We start from the raw sequence: 17,343 nt of genomic DNA, 5'->3' as shown, positions 1-17,343 counted from the left end.
ATCTCGGACCGTGACGGAGACGCGTTCGAACCGGGAGCAACGGCAGAAGACCAGTAGTTCGTCTGGAGCAAAGGTCTTGTGTTATTATCCATTAGAGTCTCGAACAGTAGGGTTTGCAGTCGAAGTAATGGGGGTCGGGCGATGGCTCGGAGGCGACACGATCGGCGAACCCTCGCCAAACCGTACAGAGTCGGGACCGCCAGCAAACGTCGTCCGACTATCAGGGATCATCGCCTGAGCGCTACGAGTCGTCCTCCAATCGCTACGAGTCGTCCTCCAATCGCTACGAGTCGTCGTCCGAGCGCCAAGAGTCCGGCACGTCGATGACGTACCGACCGTCTTCTTGCAGCGAGATGATGTACTCCTCACGGTTGTAGAGCTCCATCAGGTTGAGTTCGTACTGTCCAGGGCTGACGATTTTGATGCTCTCGAACTGTTCGTTGAGCTCCGCGCGGAGTTCCTCGATCGACGGTTGGTCTCCCGACGGTTCGCTAACGACGCGGCCGTGATCCGGCGGCTGCTCACCGGTACCGTCTGCGGGGTCGGGTGATCCCGACGGTCCAGCGGCCCCCGTTTCGGGTGCAGTGGTCCGATCGACGTCGCTGGGGAGGTCGTCCGTCGACACGACCTCGCTTCGGGCGTCGGCCTGTGCCGTGTTCTCGCTCTCCGCGAGCGTCGGCCCGTCCGTCAGCGTCCCATCGTCCTCGAGCGATCCGCCGTCGTCGATCGAATCAGCGGGGGGAGATACAGAGCCGGCCCCAGCGTTGTCCCCTTGGATTCCACTGGAAGCGTCGCCCGGGGGTGTCGAACGGTCTTCGGGCCGACGGGCGGTCTCCGGCCACTCGGCGAACTCGCCCGGTTCGGAACGCTCGTCAGGTTCGATCGACCCGTCGCTGCCGGGCCACGATCGATCCGTCTGTTGGGCTTCGGTTTGTTGGGATCGGTTCGCATCCGCCCGTTGGGATCGGTTTGCGTCCGCCGATCCGGACCGAGTTCCGGCCGTCGATGTGGAGCGATCGTCGACCGTCGACGACCCGGAGCGATTCGACGCTGTCGGTTGCGACTCCGGTTCAGTACTCGAGTCGTCCGATTCCGACGACATCCACCCACGAACGGTTTCTGCGGCGCGTCCGACGGTTCCGGAGGTGTCGGGGTCCGCGGCTGTGTCGGGTGACTCTACAGTTCCCGCGCCCGAATCGGCTACCTTCCTCGCAGTCGACCCGGACGACCCGCTCGTCGCCCGTCCGGACGGGGCGAACTGGAACTTGTTCCCGCCGCAGTCGGGACAGCCCGACAGCATCTCCTTGGAGCCGTCGGGAAACGTGCGGCCGCAGTTCGTACATTCGTGTGGCATTATTCGTGTGACATCAGTCTCGAGAGACGAGCGCGCTGATGAGCGTTTCGTCCTTGTGAAGCGTCTCGATCTGGTTCGCTGGTCCGATGACCGTCAGTTTAGCCGTCGATTCGTCCCCACCCATGATCCGGCCGAGGAGCGAGGAGTCACGCGTCGTGGATTTCGGATAGGTCTCGATCTCGATCCCGTTGAACTCGTCGGGGCTGATCTCGGACATCGTTACCTCGATCAGTTTGCTCTCTTCGTCGGGCGTCAACCCCTCCTCCAAGATGACGATGTTGCCGTCGTGGACGCCGTCCAAGATCATCCGGATCTTCTCCATCGTCGCCATGTTCTCCATGCGCTCGCCGCTGATCAGGTCGATCTGGACACCGTTGGGAGCGTCCGGGTCGTCCGCGTTAGTTGCTTTTGGCATCCTCGTTCACCCGAAGTACTCCGCGATGTTTTCGTACACTTCGTCCATGTTCTCGCCCTCCTTGGCCGACAGCGGGACGGTCTTGTGCTGTGGGAACGCGTCCTCGATCCGCTTGACGCTCGAGTCGTCGAGGTCGATCTTGTTCGCGAAGATAAGAACCGGGAGATCTCGAGATTCGATGATGCCGATCAGCATCGTGTTGACCTGCGTGATCGGATCCTCGGCGCTGTCGAGTACGTAGATGACGCCGTCGACGTCCTCGCGCAGCCAGTGCATCGCTTCCGCGACGCCTTCGGTGGCCTCGCGCGAGCGACGGATGGCGTCGTCCTCTTCCATCTCGTCGGTGAACTCCTCGTAGTCGACTTTCGTCGTGACACCGGGGGTGTCGACGATGTCGATGGTCACCGACTTGCCGTTGCGCTCGATTTCGACGCCTTCCTTCCGGCGCGCGCGCCGTGTTTCGTGTGGAATGTGACTCTCCGCGCCGATGGCGTCACCGGTCCAGTCACGAGCGATACGATTGGCAAGCGTTGTCTTTCCTGCGTTCGGCGGACCGTAGATGCCGATTCGTTTGGGTTCCTGTTCCGAAAACAGGCGGTCCGTAACCCGAGAGATACTATCTTTGAGTTCTGTGAACAGTCCCATCAGTGGGGCCCTCCAGCACCGCGGGGTGCAGTTGCGCGTACTACAAACTGAATTCACTTAAGCCTACGTCAGACGTGTAGACAATTCAACGCGAGAAGGAGTCCGTTCCGCTCGGTGAGGGGTTCGATCGGACATCGTACGGCGTTCCGCGTCGGCACCGTTCGGTTAGTTGCTCGTCGGAGTTGTCGAGTGCCGTAATTGCTCGTCGGAGTCGTCAAGCTGGGCAACACTACGCACGACGTATTACGGACATACGCGGGTACGCGCGAACTTCACAACGTGTACTGATTCATCGGTTAGAACGAGTACCATCGACTCGGGACAACTACTGCTACGCGGTGTGTCCGTTCGATGATGAGTGTTGGTCCGGCTACGACAGCGATGCGACGACGGCGAACCAGCTGTGTGTGAGTTTCACGGGATCGAAGAAAGCACGACATCAGAGTGATTTTGAGAGTACATGAACCAGTAGGGAGGGTTCGATGAATTCGGTAGGTATGTGTGTGGAATGGTAGCAGTAGACAACCAGAGCGAAACACCCCCACCCCTTCGTTTCAACTGGAGAGTGTCGAGAGAGGTGGTGGGAGAGTAGGGGAAATCGATCACGATCCCATCGAAAGAACGTAAGATCGGCTCGAGACCGGAGCGAGAAGGATTCAGCGGAGGGAATTCGGTAAAAGGGAGTGATCTAGTAACTCGAGACGGTGAGAGAGACAATTCTAGTAGGGACTAGTAACCATATCCACTTTCTCTAGTAAAAAATGCGTTTTGCTAGTGCTACGGACCGTGTTCCTCACCCACTATCTTAAAGATTCCCGTCCTAGAGACACCCCCTCCCCCCACCCCCTCTGTTGACTCGTTCCACCCGAAACGAAGGGGTGGGGGGCTCCCCCTCCACAGAATATTGTTAACATGGGTCTCGCGACATCTCCTAACACACTATTCTTTCACGTCGTTCGACCACTCGAAGACTGATCTCCCTTCTCCACCTCAGACATACTGATGCACTCGAGCCACATCGCACTCGCTCTGCCATCCTATTCGCACGCTTCGAAATTCGCCCTCGCGTTCTCCGACACTTGTTTGCTCGCCACCGAATCGATCGACCATTTCCTTCCGTACGACGACCACGGTTCTCCGTTCTCGAGGGTCTGCCTGGTTGGTCGCCGCGGTACATCACCGCTATCGCTTCCGATTACCTCGAGTTTCGTTTCCCGTCCGGCTTTCGGTCGATACCAACCGAACATCGGGGACTCTCAAAATATGACATTTTCGATACTTCTTTGCTCGGTTCCCGCCCACTGGTGACTGCTCGAAGGGTGTCTGAATTTTGACTACTGGTCCGTCGACCTGAAACGTACGTTCTATCTCACTCCAGCGGCTCGATGACGCGCTCGTTACATGAAATCGTTTTTCTCAGAGGCTAACGGGCTCGTTCCTCCGAAGATTCGAAAACGGCCGTGGATGGAAGGGAAGAATTTAATAGCATGGTTTTCCTCTGTTTCGTTTGCATCAACTGGACCCAGGTTGGGTGCTTGGAATAGGAGGTTGCCCCAGTCGGGCTATCTACCGCGCAATATTCCTGATTTAGGGTCCGGTCTTCCACTCGAAGCAAGGGGGTATGTACACGACGGATGTCAGACGACAATTCAGAACCGAGAGGCGGAGAGGAGGTCGATAGCGACGAGAGTCCCGGGTTCTCGAACCTCGAGCGATCCGATCTCGACGACGAAGCGTCGAGTCAGGGCCTGTTCGACGATCTGCTCAGCGGCGAACCGATTTTCGAGAACAAGGAAGTGCTTCGGCCGTCCTACACGCCGCACGAACTCCCCCACCGAAGCGATCAGATCAACAAGATGGCGACGATTCTTGTCGCTGCGCTCCGCGGCGAGACGCCGTCGAACATCCTCATCTACGGTAAGACCGGAACGGGAAAGACGGCCAGCGCGAAGTTCGTCAGCAAGGAACTCGAGAGCACCTCCCAGAAGTACAGCGTCCCGTGTGACGTCGAGTACATCAACTGCGAGGTCACGGACACGCAGTACCGCGTGCTCGCACAGCTCGCGAACAAGTTCATCGAGAAGAACGAGGCCCGAATCGACGACCGGGTCGCCGAACTCGAGGAGCTGCTCGAGGCTCTCGACGAGTACATGACCGACGCCGCCGTCGAGCCGGAGTTCGACACCGATGCCGAGCCGGAGTTCGACGACGAGACGGTCGTTTCAGACGATCTCGCAGAATCTGACCGGTTCGCCGATACGGAGTCCCCCGATCGAGCGACTGCGGTCCCTGACGACGATGTGGACGGGAACGATCAGTTGCCGGCGGCCCATCCGCTCGAGTCGACCCCCTTCGACTCCAGGGGCGAGGTCGAGACGAAAATCGAGAACCTCGAGGCGGACAAGGAGTCCTTCGAGGAAGTCCCCATGACGGGGTGGCCCACCGACCGGGTCTACAGCGTGTTTTTCGACGCGGTCGATTACGACGAACGGGTCGTCGTCATCATGTTAGACGAGATCGACAAACTCGTCGAGAAGAGCGGCGACGATACGCTGTACAACCTCTCGCGGATGAACTCCGAACTCGAGAACTCCCGTGTCTCCATCATCGGAATCTCGAACGACCTGAAGTTCACCGACTTCCTCGATCCGCGCGTCAAGTCCTCGCTGGGCGAGGAGGAGATCGTCTTCCCGCCGTACGACGCGAATCAGTTGCGCGATATCCTGGAACACCGGTCGGAGGTCGCGTTCAAGCCCGGCGCGCTGTCGGACGACGTGATCCCGCTCTGTGCGGCCTTCGCGGCACAGGAACACGGTGACGCGCGCCGCGCGTTAGATCTCCTTCGGACCGCGGGCGAACTGGCGGAGCGCTCCCAGACGGAGACGATCGTCGAGGAACACGTCAGACAGGCACAGGACAAGATCGAACTCGACCGCGTGGTCGAGGTCGTTCGCACGCTCCCTACGCAGTCGAAACTCGTCCTCTTCGCGATCATCCTGCTCGAGAAAAACGGCGTCCACAGCATCAACACGGGCGAGGTGTTCAACATCTACAAACGTCTCTGCGAGGAGATCGACGCCGACGTACTCACTCAACGCCGGGTGACGGACCTGATCAGCGAACTCGACATGCTCGGCATCGTCAACGCCGTCGTCGTCTCGAAGGGCCGCTACGGCCGGACCAAGGAGATCAGTCTCTCGGTACCGATCGACGAGACGGAGGCCGTCCTCCTCTCTGACTCCCGACTGAGCGATATCGACGACGTCCAGCCGTTCGTCCAGGCACGGTTCGAGAACTAGCTCGTTCCGTAGCCGTACTCCTCCGGATTCATTCTGCTCGAGATCTTCGACCCTCCGAGTATCGTTCGACTGGAACCCTACACTCTTCCGTTCCCGTTCCGCTGGAAACCCGTCCCCCCCGGACTCCCTCTCCTCGGGAGTCACCGACGAACCGATATACGTGCGCTCACTTCGATTCGACATGAAACGACGGGCCGTTCTCGGTGCGACGGCGAGTCTCGTCTCGCTCGCCGGCTGTGTATTCGTCGACGGCGAGGTCGAGTACGAGCGCGGCGAGATCGAGGTCGTAGTCGATGGCAACCCCATCGATCTCGAGGCCGACCGTTATCAGGCCGAACACGCCGAGAATCACTCGATCGATTTTCACCTCCACGAGCGAGACGAGTACTGGTACATGGAGGGCGAGGAGCCGGTGACGTTCGCCGAGGGTATCGATCTTCTTCCCCATTTCGAGTGTACGCGTGCGAACGGATCCTACGTCGTGACGATCGACGGAACGATTTACGACGGTACCGACGAGGACACCAAACTGACGTTTCTGGTCGACGACGAATCTGTGGATCCGAGCGAGTACGTGGTCCAGGACGGCGACAAGCTCCGACTCGAGATCGACACCGACGGCTGATCGTCGCTCGATTCGCGCGTTCACCGATCCGTGTTCGATGATCTGTACTGGACAGGTGGCCCTCGTTTTCGGCTCAGCGCCGCCCCTCTGGTTCGCTTCCACTCGAACGGATGGTCCGTAGTGGAGATTCGTCTCGAAGCCGTCGCACTCGCGTAGAAACAAACGTAGAAAACGGGCGAATCGGGGGCGCAGTCGAGTCGGATCCGCAGGCTCAGTCGCGGTATCGGTTAACCGCGACGGCAATTCCGCCAGTCGCTCCGGCAGCGCCGGTGGTTCCGACGAGACCGACCTGTGCGGCGCTCGAGTCGAGTCCGGTCAGCCCCGCTGGATCGGTCTCGATTACGGGCGAGGGAGCGAGCATCCCGCCGAGAATCGAGTCGAACGTCAGTCTGATGTGGCCGAGCCACGGAATTCCGAACCTCGCCTTGCCGGTGACCCAGTCGGGGTCGACGACCTCGCTTTGTGGCTCGTTGAAGCTGCCGTACTGTTGGTCGTAGCCGTTGTTGGCGTCGCCTTTCGTGATAAACCCGTCGTGGTTCGCTGGACAGGTCTGGAGATCGTCGCAGGTCGTCTCGCCGATGATCTCCTCGTCGGCTTTCGTATCGACCCAGTTTTCGTCCTCCTCGACCCAGAAGTGTGCCCGGTGGATTATCGGCGTCTGTCGCTCGTCGCCGTTGGGTTGGAAGATGATGACGTCGCCCGGTTGACCGAAGCGCTCGTGGCCGTTTTCGACGCCGTTCTCGAGGGGAACGATTCCGGTGTCACCGGCCGGATCGTCGCCGACGTACCGATCCTCGTCGATGACGAAGATGAGATCGCCTCGCTCCATATCGGGTTCCATGCTGCCGCTCTCGACGGCGACCAGCGGCGGCCAGACCCCGCTGAGCGCGAACAGAAGGAGTCCGATCACGGCGACGATAGCGACGCTGCTCAGGATATCGCGGACGAAGACGACGTTCCCGTCGTTGGATTTCAGGAACCAGTGAACGACGCCGTCGTCCTCGATCGTCACCCGGTCGTCGGTAGCGGCCGCGTCGGCCGTCCCGGCGGAGGTGCCGGTCGACTCTCGATTCGCGGTGGCCGGATCTCGCTTCCCGCTGGCCGAATCTCGCTTCGCGTCGGCAACTGGGTCTCGACCCGTGTTTGCGTCCGGACTCTGGCCTGCGTCACCGTCCGGATCTCGACCCGTGTTTGCGTCCGAATCCCGGCGTCCCTCACCGTCAGGATCACCCCGCTTACCGGTGTGGTCACCACGCTCGTCGGGATCGTCGGGCGGGTCACCGGGGTTAGAACCGCTCATCGTCACCCGTTTTGCTGGGGCCTGCAATCAACCTTCTGCTCCGACACCCCGGATCGAATGCGGCGAACACTGCGGTAGTCATTTCGCACGATGACCGGACCGGCGCGATGGAAGACGGACACACCTGAATCACTCGTTCGCGTTGCTATTTTAGTTACGGGAATAACTCTACTGGTGGGAACAGTGGACGGTCGGGTCGCCGTCTCGTCCGCCGTTCGGCGAAACGGAACGGTCTCGAGAACACTCCCATGACGATATCCTTTTCTCCCCGCTCGCGAATGCGAATCGTGTGCCACTCGAGGCCTCCGCTCGGATCGTCAGCGAACTCACCAGTCGTGGGTACAACGCCGAACGCGAGGCCGTCACGAAACTCGCGTCGGCCGACGACCCGCAGGCGACCCTCGAGCGCGTCGTCGAGGAGCTGCCGGCGGACGCGCTGGTCGTTCGGACCGACCACGTCGAAGCCGTCCTCTCGACGACCGACGCGGACGCGAAACCGACAGCGGGCGGGCAGCAACCACCCGTCACAGCTGACAACGGAGACCCCTCCGTTTCGACTGGAGATCGAACGGCCGATCCGTCAGACGTGGATGGGGCAGCTCCAGTCGAAACAGAGGGGTCGGGGACCGCGAACCGGTCCGTCGATCCCGAGCTGCGTTCGCTCGAGATCGCGGGAGATATGACCGGTGACAGCACCGGAACGGGCGAGTACGAGGATTTCGTCGCCGTCTTTCGGGATCGACTCGAGAAGCTGGGATCGAAACTGCGGGGCCGGGTCAACCACCGTCCCGCGACGGCCATCCAGAAGATGCCGGGCGGCGGCGAGGTCGGAATGGTCGGGCTGGTCAACGACATCCGCTCGACGGCGAGCGGCCACTGGCTGATCGAACTCGAGGACGCGACGGGAACGTTCCCGTGGCTGGTGATGAAAGACCGGGAGTACGCCGATTTGGTGGAAGAACTGCTCTGCGACGAGGTGCTGGCGATGGAGGGAACCCTCGCCGACGACTCCGGGATCGCGTTCGTCGACTCGATGTACTTCCCGGACGTTCCCCGGACACACAAGCCGTCGACGGCCGATCGCCACGTGCAGGCGGCGCTGATTAGCGACGTTCACGTCGGAAGCCAGGAGTTCATGCACGACGCCTGGAACGCCTTCGCCGACTGGCTACACACCCCTGAGGCCCAACACGTCGAGTACCTGCTCATCGCGGGCGACATGGTGGAAGGCGTCGGCGTCTACCCGAACCAGGACGAGGAGCTCGACGTCGTCGACATCTACGAGCAGTACGAGGTGTTCAACGAGTACCTCAAACAGGTGCCCGGCGACATCGAGATCGTGATGATTCCGGGCAACCACGACGCGGTGCGCCTCGCCGAACCCCAGCCCGGATTCGACGAGAACCTCCGGGAGATCATGTCGGCCCACGACTCGCGGATCGTCAGCAATCCGTCGACGGTGACGCTCGAGGGCGTCTCCGTCTTGATGTACCACGGCGTTTCGTTGGACGAAGTGATCGCGGAACTGCCCGAGGAGAAGGCGAGCTACGACGACCCGCACAAGGCGATGTTCCACCTCCTGAAGAAGCGCCACGTCGCGCCCCAGTTCGGGGGTCACACGCGACTCGCACCCGAGGAGGAGGACTTCCTCGTAATGGAGGAGGTGCCCGACATCTTCCACACCGGTCACGTCCACAAACTCGGCTTCGGGAAGTACCACAACGTGCTCGCGATCAACTCCGGCTGCTGGCAGTCCCAGACCGACTTCCAGAAGAGCGTCAACATCGACCCCGACGCCGGTTTTGCGCCCATCGTCGATCTCGATACGCTCGACGTGACGGTTCAGAAGTTCAGCTAATCTCGCTCTCGAGAGTATTCGAGCCGATCGTCGCACGCTGGTCGTCTTTTATTGCCGCTCTCCGCTAACTGTCACCCAATGCTCTCGACGCTCGGCGCGTTGCTCGTTGCCGGCGGACTGGCGGCGGTGCACGTCGGTGCCGGACGGCTCGAGTTCCTCCGCGGGATACCTCGAAGCGGATGGCTCTCGCTGTGTGGCGGCATTTCCGTCGCGTACGTCTTCGTCCACCTGCTTCCGGAGGTCACGGAACACCAGTCTCGAGTCGTCGAGGCGTTCGAGCCGACGAACGTCATCCTCGCGGCGACGCACGAGCGGTCGCTGTTCGTCGCGGCACTCGTCGGCTTCACGCTCTTCTACGGTCTCGAGCAGATCGTTCGCCGTTCGCAGGCTCGGCCGGGCCGACGAGCGAGCGCCGGCGAACGGACGATTCGAGCGGTATCCGGCGTGTTCTGGATCCACATCGGCTCCTTTGCGCTGTACAACGGACTCATCGGCTATCTCTTGCTTCACCGAGAGGAAACCGGGGTCTCGAGTCTGCTGCTCTACGCGGTGGCGATGGGCGTCCACTTCGTCGTCAACGACTACGGACTGCGCGAGCATCACCGGGCCGCCTACGATCGGGTCGGTCGCTGGCTGCTCGCCGGTTCGATCCTCGGCGGTGCGGCGGTCGGCGCGCTCGTCGGCGTACCGGAACTCGTGTTGAGTCTCCTGCTCGCGTTTCTGGCCGGCGGCGTCATCCTCAACGTGATCAAAGAGGAGCTGCCGGCGGACCGCGAAAGTCGGTTCTGGGCGTTCGCTGCCGGATTGGTGGGCTATACGATCATTCTACTGCTCGGCTGATGGCTGCGATTCAGGTCGACTCGGTCGACGACCTGCGACGGAACGGGACCGAGGGGAACTGAAGGGCCCGACGACGGTCAGACGCTACGGCTCGAGTCGAAACCGGACCGTCGGTGCGCCTTCGAACCGCGGCCCTTGACCGCGACGTTCGAAGCCGAGTTCTTCGGCGGCGTCCTCGACGCCCGTCGTCTCGGGAGAAACCAGCATTTCGACGTTCATCGACTCGCGTTCGGCGAACCGGACGGGTTCGGCGAGCAGCCGTTTGCACGCGTCGCTCGTGCCGTCGAGTTGGGTCACGTGGACGGTGTCTTCTTTCGCGTCGAAGCTGATGAACCCCAGCAGATCTTCCGGATCGGAGCCGTCGTACTGCGATCCCGACACGTCCGCGTTCGGGTCGTGCGTGCCGTCTTCGGCGACGCGCACCGTCCGATCGTGAACCAGGTTTCGCATCACGTCGGTCGGTGAGTCGGCGATCGACGCCAGCGCGTCCGCGTCGGCCTCGAGAGCGTCCCGTACGTTCATTAGGGTGTGGTAATGCCACGCACAAACATAAATCCCGCCCGCAACAGCGTCGTTTCAGCTCCGATTCGACGCGGGCGATCGTCGCTCGACGCATCGATCTCGAGCCGGTGAACCGGTGGGCCTTCCGACCGCGCGACCTGTCGGTCACCCGTCCGGAGTACGGCGATTCGAGGCAACTGGTCCGTCCTCGAGAGCGTCGCGAGCAGTGGTAAAAATACGAACGATGGGACACAGTTATCTGCGCGCTCTGGTAACGGTCTGGCATATGAGCCACGAGATCGCCACGCCGGTCGCGGACGAGGTGTCAGTATGCGCGTTGTAGCCAAATTCGGAGGAACGAGCCTCGGAAGCGGGGATCGCATCAATCGCGCCGCGGACTCGATCGCGGCGGCCGTCGAGGACGGCCACGAGATCGCCGTCGTCGCCAGCGCGATGGGATCGACGACGGACGACCTGCTCGAGGAGATCACCTTCGAGACCGACGAAGCCGACCGCGCCCAGATCGTCAGCATGGGCGAGCGAACGTCCGTTCGAATGCTCAAAGCCGCCCTGTCGGCTCGGGGTATCGACGCGACCTTCTTCGAACCCGGCGCCGACGGTTGGCCCGTCGTCACCGACGAGTACGGCGAGGTCGACGTCGAGGAGACCCAGAAGCGAGCGCTCGAGGTCGCCGAGGATCTCGACACCACGGTGCCGGTCATCACGGGCTTCCTCGCGGAAGGGCCGGACGGCTCGATCACGACGCTCGGTCGCGGGGGTAGCGACACGACGGCCGTGATGATGGGCAAGTACATGGACGCAGACGAAGTCGTCATCGTCACCGACGTCGAGGGCGTCATGACCGGCGACCCACACGTCGTCGAAGGGGCCCGCAACGTCGGCGAGATTTCCGTTGACGAACTCCGGAACCTCTCGTTCCGCGGAGCCGAAGTCGTCGCGCCCTCCGCGCTGTCGTACAAGGGCGGCAACTTGGACGTCCGCGTCGTCCACTACCAGCACGGCGATCTGCTCTCGGGCGGGACGAGCATCGAAGGCGAGTTCAAGAACCTCGTCGACCTGCGCGAGCGACCGCTGGCCTGCCTGACCGTCGCCGGTCGGGCGATTCGCAACCAGCCGGGCATCTTCAACCACCTCTCGGAGGCGCTCTCCGAGAGCGACATCAACATCGACGCCGTCGCCAGCGGGATGGACACGGTCACGTTCTACATCGACGAAGCGGAGGCCGAACGCGCCGAGAACATCCTCCACCGCGAGGTCATCGCCCGCGACGAACTCTCGAGCGTCACCGTCGACTCGCCGACGGCCGTCGTCCGCGTCACCGGCGGCGAACTCCCCAACCAGCCGGGGATCATCAGCGAGATCGTCAACCCGCTCGCCGAGGAGCGGATCCACCTCCAGGACATCATCACGAGCGCGACCAGCGTCGCTCTCTTCGTCGAGTGGGACGACCGCGAGAAGACGCTCGAGTTGACCCAGGATCTGTTCTAGGTTCGGTCGCTCGGGACTCGAGATTACATCGTTTCTCCGACGTTGGCAAGAGATGGACGTTCGACATATCGAACACGGCTACCGATGGTTCGGCGCGTCCGTTCGTGTTACTCCGATGTCGGTGGCGTGCCATTTGAACCGGCGAATACCCCGATCAACGAGACGAACATCCCGAGATACGCTAACCCCCACGCGCCTTCGCCGAGGAATATCGCTCCCAGAACGAGATTTATACCAAACAATGTGATTTTCAGACCTATCATGTGCGTTGAACCCATCACCAGATTTATAAATCTGATGTTACACACTTGCCTATTTTTAACTGTATTTCGTTGAGAACATCATCGAAGTAGACTGCACCAGTACCCTAGCGAGTCGACGACCTTTTCACTCCCATTCGATGCTCCCAATTCCTAGTCCGGTAGCACCTACGACGGACTCGAGTGTCGACGAAATCGCTGTTTTCTCTGGTCGGTGGACGAATCCGGCTTCCCGTACCCGTAATACGATATCTGAGTTAACTGACACTAGTGTTTCTGCCATGGAATGTTAATTCGGGCTGTCTAAGACCCTATTAGAGCCGACGAACAACCCGAGTATCGATAGGGCGAGACCGCCGTACGCCAACAGCCCACCGGAAGTACCGAAAAAGATTGCCGCCAGCACGAGGTTCATTCCGACTAGTACGAGTTTCAATCCAAACATATTCGGTGCAATGGAGAACCGATAAATATCACTTTCGATGAGCTGACTTTTAGTCGGAACTCGGGGGTACCGATCCGACTCGAGTCGCCCCAGTAGCCGTCCATGAACCACTGGTAACGCCCTCGTAACGAAAGTGATGAGTGTCATAGAGACTGTCATGAGCACCGATTCGACTGGTACGGAAGTGTTCGCGGACGTCGAGCCCGATCCCGATGCGGTTCTCGCCGAGTTCGGCGTGGAATCTCCCGACGACCTCGAGGACGGCGGCGGCGCCCACGATACGATCCCGGACGACCAACTCGACGTCGACGATACGACGGCGGCCGAACTGTTCGCCGACCTCGCGGACGAAGAGACGGCGGAACGGTCGAACGGGACGGATACCGAATCCGAGGACGCCGATTCCGACGAACCCGCGCCCGACGTCGACGACCTCGGGTTCGAGTTCGTCGGCGACTCAGACGTGGTCGTCCGTGACGACGGCGACGTGATCGAGTCGGCGGCGGCCGAACTCGGCGACCTCGTCGCGGGCGATTCGTCGCTCGAGAACGGAACCGACGCCGACGACGGTCTCGAGGCGACGGACGCCACCGATGCCGAACGAACGGCCGAGACCGCCGATTCGACCGCGAAGCTCACCGTTCGATCCGAACCCGCGGACGGGTTGGAACTCGTCGGTCCCGATCCGACGCCGACGCGGGTCACCAACGACGCGTTCGGCGGTCTCGAGGCCGACGCCCGCTGAGTCTCGGAGCGGATCGCGACTCCGGTAGTGGTCTGCGATAGCCCCGTCACCGCTCGAGTGGCCGACCTTGCCGCTGTCGTCGCGAGCCCCGTCGTCGTTCGGATCGTCGACTCCGTCCATCGATGCACCGAACCGTCCGAGAGCGGACGGTTCGAGTCGCCAGCGAACACGAGATTCCAGCTAGACTGAACACGCGCGCCGGCGTTGAGTGGGTATGGTTGCCTACAAGTCGAAAGTGGTCGAGCGGATTCAGTTACCCTCACGCGAGCGCCGCGAGCGAGCGCTCGAGGAGGCCGGCTACAACGTCTTCGAACTCGCCGCCGAGGAGGTCTTCATCGATCTGTTGACCGACAGCGGCACCGGCGCGATGAGCGACCAGCAGTGGGCCGCGTTGCTCCGCGGCGACGAGTCCTACGCGGGATCGCGAAGCTTCGACGAACTCGAATCGGCCGTCCGGGACGTCATGGGCTTCTCCCGAGTCGTGCCAACCCATCAGGGCCGCGGCGCGGAGAACGTCCTCTACGGCTCGCTGCTCGAGGACGGCGACGTCGTGCTCAACAACACCCACTTCGACACGACGCGTGCTCACGTCGCGAATCAGGGGGCCGATCCGGTCGACTGTCCGGTCGACCGCGCTCACGACCTGACGGTCGACGGCTCGTTCAAGGGGAACTTCTCGCTGGACCGCGCCTGGTCGACCGTCGACGAGGTGGGTGCGGAACGCGTGCCGGTTGTGATTTTGACGATCACGAACAACTCGGCGGCGGGTCAGCCGGTCAGCGTCGCAAACACCCGACGCGTCCGCGAGTTCGCGGACGAGATCGGCGCAACGTTCGTGATCGACGCCTGCCGGTTCGCCGAGAACGCCGCCTTCGTCGGAGACCGCGAGGCGGAGTTTTCGGACGCGACGGTCGCCGAAATCGCCCGCGAACAGCTCGGCTACGCCGACGCGCTCGTGATGAGCGGCAAGAAAGACGGACTCGTCAACGCCGGCGGTTTCGTCGCGACCGACGACGACGCGCTCTTCGAGCGCTGCAAACAGCGGGCGATCCTCTACGAGGGTTTTCCCACCTACGGCGGGATGTCCGGCCGAGACGTCGCCGCGATGGCCGTCGGCCTCCGGGAAGCCGTCGAGGAGGCGTACGTCGCGGATCGCCTCGAGCAGGTCCGAACGTTCGCCGAACTGCTCGAGGACGCAGGCGTGCCGATCTACACGCCGCCGGGCGGCCACGCGGTCTATCTCGACGCGGCGAGCGCGCTTCCCCACGTTCCGTCCGCGGAGTTCCCCGGGCAGGCGCTGGTCTGTGCGCTGTACCGAGAGGGCGGCGTTCGCGGCGTCGAGCTCGGCAGTTTCGCGTTTCCGGATACCGACCGCCCCGAACTGGTTCGACTCGCGATTCCGCGTCGCACTTACCACCGAGAGCACCTCGAGCACGTCGTCGAGACGGCCGAGACCGTTCTCGAGAACCAGGAGACGGTGTCGGGACTCGAGATCGTCTCCGAGCCCGAAAACCGCGAGTTGCGGCACTTTACGGCGTCGCTCGAGCCGATTTCGAACTGAACGAAACTGGCAAGGAACGGGCTGCCGTCGGTCGTCGATTTAGCTCGAGATGACGCCTCGAGCCCGGTCGCGAAGGCTTGGATCTTGTTCGGGCTCGCCGCCAAGGCGTCGTTTCGCGACGGTGCGGACGCCCTGCTTTGCGGCCGGAGAGGTCGCGGCGGAGATCGCCCAGTCGGGGACCTGCGATTCGAGCTCCGCGCGCTTTTCGTCCTTGAGCTGACTGTACTTCCGTAACGCGATGCCGACGCCGATGAACAGGCCGGCGTCGACCAGTTCCCGGCGGAACCGGTTCCGGTCGTTGCGTACCGCGATCGCCTTGACGAGCGAGAGGCCGCCGATCGCGAGGTAGAGTTTGGAGCGTTTCGATGGGTCGCCGCTGAGTATCCGTCCGAGAGCCATGCGACGGATCGTACCACGTTCTGTCCGATAAAGCTCCGCCGGAACACGCCTGCAAGGGGGGATTACGATCTCGCGAGCGAGAACGCGGAAGCGAGCGAAACGCCGACAGCCAGAGCGGGAAACAGCGGAGAACGGCTCTTTCAGCGGTGAACAAGACCCTGTATTCGATCCCGAACGTCGTCCGCGGAGTCGTAGGATTCGTCGTCGACCGGCTCGAGGACGTCCTCGAGGGGTCTCGACCCGTCCTCCGTTTCGACTGCGTGGTCGCCGTAGGCTCCGCGGAGATCGTCGACGGTCGTCGGATACTCGTGTGCCTCGAGTGAGTCGTCGAGTTCGCCGAGCTGGTCGTCCTGCTCGGGGTCCGTCGGCTCTGGCTCGTCGTCGCGGTCGCGCGCCTCCTGCAGTTCCCGCTCCCGCTGGCGTCGCTCGGCGTCGTCCGCCTGCTTGTTTCGGGATTTCTTGTCGTCTGCCATCTGTTGACGTAGGCGAGCGAGGGGGATAACCCTGCGGCCGTCCGTCGCACGCTTCGCTCGACCGAACCGGACGGCTGCGTCTCCGAGAGCACCGACGGGAACGGCCGTGGTCGACTCGATCGGCCGTTACGACCGGTCGAGCGCCGTGACGCCACGATACCGCTGGTCGTCGATCGACTCGATCGAGAACCCGAGCGACTCGTAAAACGGACGGACGCCGTCGTCGAAGCGGACCGTCAGCCGACCCTCGCGCTCGAGCGCCCGTTCCATCAGCGCGCGGCCGATCCCCTTCCCTCGGTGACGGCGGCGGACGCCGACAGCCGAGACGTGCGCGCCGTAGACGTCGTCGTTGGACTCGAGAACCACGGTGCCGAGAATCCGTTCGCTGCCGTCGTTCGCCTCGAGACCGCCGCGGTGATCGCCGGCGACGAGCACGTCCGCGTTCTCGATTCGGGTTTCGACGTCGCCCGGCTCGAGCATGGCCGCGTCGAGGATGCGTCTCACATCGAGTGCGTCGTCGGCGGTGGCGGTGCGGACGTGGCCGTCCATCCGTTACGTTCGTCCGTCGATGGTGGCCAACAACTCGTCGATGTCGGGCCGATCGAGATTCGTTCGCCCGCGGTAGGCGTTGGCGACGTCGATCTCCCCGTCGTCGTCGATGTCGAAGATGATCGCGACGGGCATTCGACCGACGACGTCGAACTGTTCGCCGAGGGCCCCGAGGCGGACCGGTTGGTCGAAGGTCTCGCCCGCGGTCGCCTCCGGATCGGCACAGAGCGGAAACGGGAGCTCGTAGCGCGTTTGCCACTGCTCGACGCGCTCGCGAGGTTCGGGAACCACCGAGACCACCTGGCAGCCCCGCTCGCGGAACTCCTCGTAGCGGTCGGCGACGGCCCGAACCTGTCGGCGACACTGCCCGGCGTGGTGGTCGCGATGGAGCAACAGCAGGATGGACTCGTGAGCCGTATCGGCCTCCTCGGTCGTCGTAGGATCGGCCGGCTCGACCGGCGCTGCCAGCTCCGCCAGCGTGAGCGGATCCGGTCCCGGGCCGACGTTCTCGAGCGTTAGTTTCGCGGCGTCACCAGTCATGGCTCCGGCTACGAGGCTCGCCCTC

At 62.4% G+C, this 17,343-nt stretch carries 16 protein-coding genes; 7 read left to right on the top strand and 9 right to left on the bottom strand.

The window, feature by feature from the left end:
* Positions 1 to 283: 283 nt before the first annotated feature.
* From BLT08_RS22005 to BLT08_RS21995, 3 genes are read right to left on the bottom strand one after another with little or no spacing between them, the layout of a single operon-like run.
* Positions 284 to 1,354 (bottom strand): OapC/ArvC family zinc-ribbon domain-containing protein, encoded by a 1,071-nt coding sequence (locus BLT08_RS22005; RefSeq protein WP_090311820.1) that lies wholly within the window; start codon positions 1,352 to 1,354, stop codon positions 284 to 286.
* 13 nt (positions 1,355 to 1,367) lie between these two features.
* The gene (locus BLT08_RS22000; protein WP_006092809.1) at positions 1,368 to 1,769 is read right to left on the bottom strand and encodes a DUF2073 domain-containing protein; all 402 of its coding nucleotides are present in this window, start codon (positions 1,767 to 1,769) and stop codon (positions 1,368 to 1,370) included.
* 6 nt (positions 1,770 to 1,775) lie between these two features.
* A complete protein-coding gene (locus tag BLT08_RS21995; protein WP_006092808.1) occupies positions 1,776 to 2,414 on the bottom strand; it encodes an Era-like GTP-binding protein in 639 nt (212 codons plus the stop codon).
* A 1,634-nt stretch (positions 2,415 to 4,048) separates the two neighbouring features.
* Here BLT08_RS21995 and BLT08_RS21990 point away from each other — a divergent pair.
* Both BLT08_RS21990 and BLT08_RS21985 read left to right on the top strand, forming a co-directional pair.
* Positions 4,049 to 5,713 (top strand): Cdc6/Cdc18 family protein, encoded by a 1,665-nt coding sequence (locus BLT08_RS21990; RefSeq protein ID WP_090311818.1) that lies wholly within the window; start codon positions 4,049 to 4,051, stop codon positions 5,711 to 5,713.
* Between the two features lie 181 nt (positions 5,714 to 5,894).
* Positions 5,895 to 6,338, top strand: coding sequence for a hypothetical protein (locus tag BLT08_RS21985; protein ID WP_090311813.1), 444 nt, complete (start codon positions 5,895 to 5,897; stop codon positions 6,336 to 6,338).
* Positions 6,339 to 6,549: 211 nt separating this feature from the next.
* Here BLT08_RS21985 and BLT08_RS21980 read toward each other — a convergent pair whose 3' ends face one another.
* Positions 6,550 to 7,638: a S24/S26 family peptidase gene (locus BLT08_RS21980; protein ID WP_090312166.1), complete on the bottom strand. Its 1,089-nt coding sequence runs from the start codon at positions 7,636 to 7,638 to the stop codon at positions 6,550 to 6,552.
* 289 nt (positions 7,639 to 7,927) lie between these two features.
* Between BLT08_RS21980 and BLT08_RS21975 the strand changes: the two genes are divergently transcribed.
* Both BLT08_RS21975 and BLT08_RS21970 read left to right on the top strand, forming a co-directional pair.
* The gene (locus BLT08_RS21975) at positions 7,928 to 9,496 is read left to right on the top strand and encodes a DNA-directed DNA polymerase II small subunit (RefSeq protein ID WP_090311811.1); all 1,569 of its coding nucleotides are present in this window, start codon (positions 7,928 to 7,930) and stop codon (positions 9,494 to 9,496) included.
* 78 nt (positions 9,497 to 9,574) lie between these two features.
* Positions 9,575 to 10,336 (top strand): hypothetical protein, encoded by a 762-nt coding sequence (locus BLT08_RS21970; protein ID WP_090312341.1) that lies wholly within the window; start codon positions 9,575 to 9,577, stop codon positions 10,334 to 10,336.
* A gap of 84 nt (positions 10,337 to 10,420) precedes the next feature.
* Here BLT08_RS21970 and BLT08_RS21965 read toward each other — a convergent pair whose 3' ends face one another.
* Positions 10,421 to 10,858, bottom strand: a complete 438-nt coding sequence (locus tag BLT08_RS21965) for a hypothetical protein (RefSeq protein WP_090312338.1) — start codon at positions 10,856 to 10,858, stop codon at positions 10,421 to 10,423.
* A gap of 309 nt (positions 10,859 to 11,167) precedes the next feature.
* Here BLT08_RS21965 and BLT08_RS21960 point away from each other — a divergent pair, with 309 nt between their 5' ends.
* The 3 genes from BLT08_RS21960 (at position 11,168) to BLT08_RS21945 (ending at position 15,357) form a co-directional block, all read left to right on the top strand.
* Positions 11,168 to 12,346 carry an aspartate kinase gene (locus BLT08_RS21960; protein WP_090312336.1) on the top strand — a complete coding sequence of 393 codons (1,179 nt, stop codon included), beginning with the start codon at positions 11,168 to 11,170 and terminating at the stop codon, positions 12,344 to 12,346.
* Between the two features lie 862 nt (positions 12,347 to 13,208).
* Entirely contained in the window at positions 13,209 to 13,796 is a 588-nt protein-coding gene (locus BLT08_RS21950; protein ID WP_090312333.1) for a hypothetical protein, read from the top strand.
* A 214-nt stretch (positions 13,797 to 14,010) separates the two neighbouring features.
* Positions 14,011 to 15,357 carry a tryptophanase gene (locus BLT08_RS21945; RefSeq protein ID WP_090312330.1) on the top strand — a complete coding sequence of 449 codons (1,347 nt, stop codon included), beginning with the start codon at positions 14,011 to 14,013 and terminating at the stop codon, positions 15,355 to 15,357.
* 39 nt (positions 15,358 to 15,396) lie between these two features.
* On the opposite strand, the gene BLT08_RS21940 is transcribed toward BLT08_RS21945, so the two are convergent.
* The 4 genes from BLT08_RS21940 to BLT08_RS21925 all read right to left on the bottom strand — a co-directional run bounded on the left by BLT08_RS21940 (position 15,397) and on the right by BLT08_RS21925 (position 17,318).
* Positions 15,397 to 15,756 (bottom strand): DUF3824 domain-containing protein, encoded by a 360-nt coding sequence (locus BLT08_RS21940; protein WP_090312327.1) that lies wholly within the window; start codon positions 15,754 to 15,756, stop codon positions 15,397 to 15,399.
* 140 nt (positions 15,757 to 15,896) lie between these two features.
* The gene (locus BLT08_RS21935) at positions 15,897 to 16,229 is read right to left on the bottom strand and encodes a DUF5789 family protein (protein WP_090312325.1); all 333 of its coding nucleotides are present in this window, start codon (positions 16,227 to 16,229) and stop codon (positions 15,897 to 15,899) included.
* 126 nt (positions 16,230 to 16,355) lie between these two features.
* Positions 16,356 to 16,778 (bottom strand): GNAT family N-acetyltransferase, encoded by a 423-nt coding sequence (locus tag BLT08_RS21930; protein WP_090312322.1) that lies wholly within the window; start codon positions 16,776 to 16,778, stop codon positions 16,356 to 16,358.
* A gap of 3 nt (positions 16,779 to 16,781) precedes the next feature.
* Positions 16,782 to 17,318: a redoxin domain-containing protein gene (locus BLT08_RS21925; RefSeq protein ID WP_090312321.1), complete on the bottom strand. Its 537-nt coding sequence runs from the start codon at positions 17,316 to 17,318 to the stop codon at positions 16,782 to 16,784.
* Positions 17,319 to 17,343 lie beyond the last annotated feature (25 nt).

This window comes from Natronorubrum texcoconense, assembly GCF_900100335.1.
GTDB classification, from domain to species: Archaea; Halobacteriota; Halobacteria; order Halobacteriales; family Natrialbaceae; genus Natronorubrum; species Natronorubrum texcoconense.
This window is presented reverse-complemented; position numbering and strand designations above follow the sequence as displayed.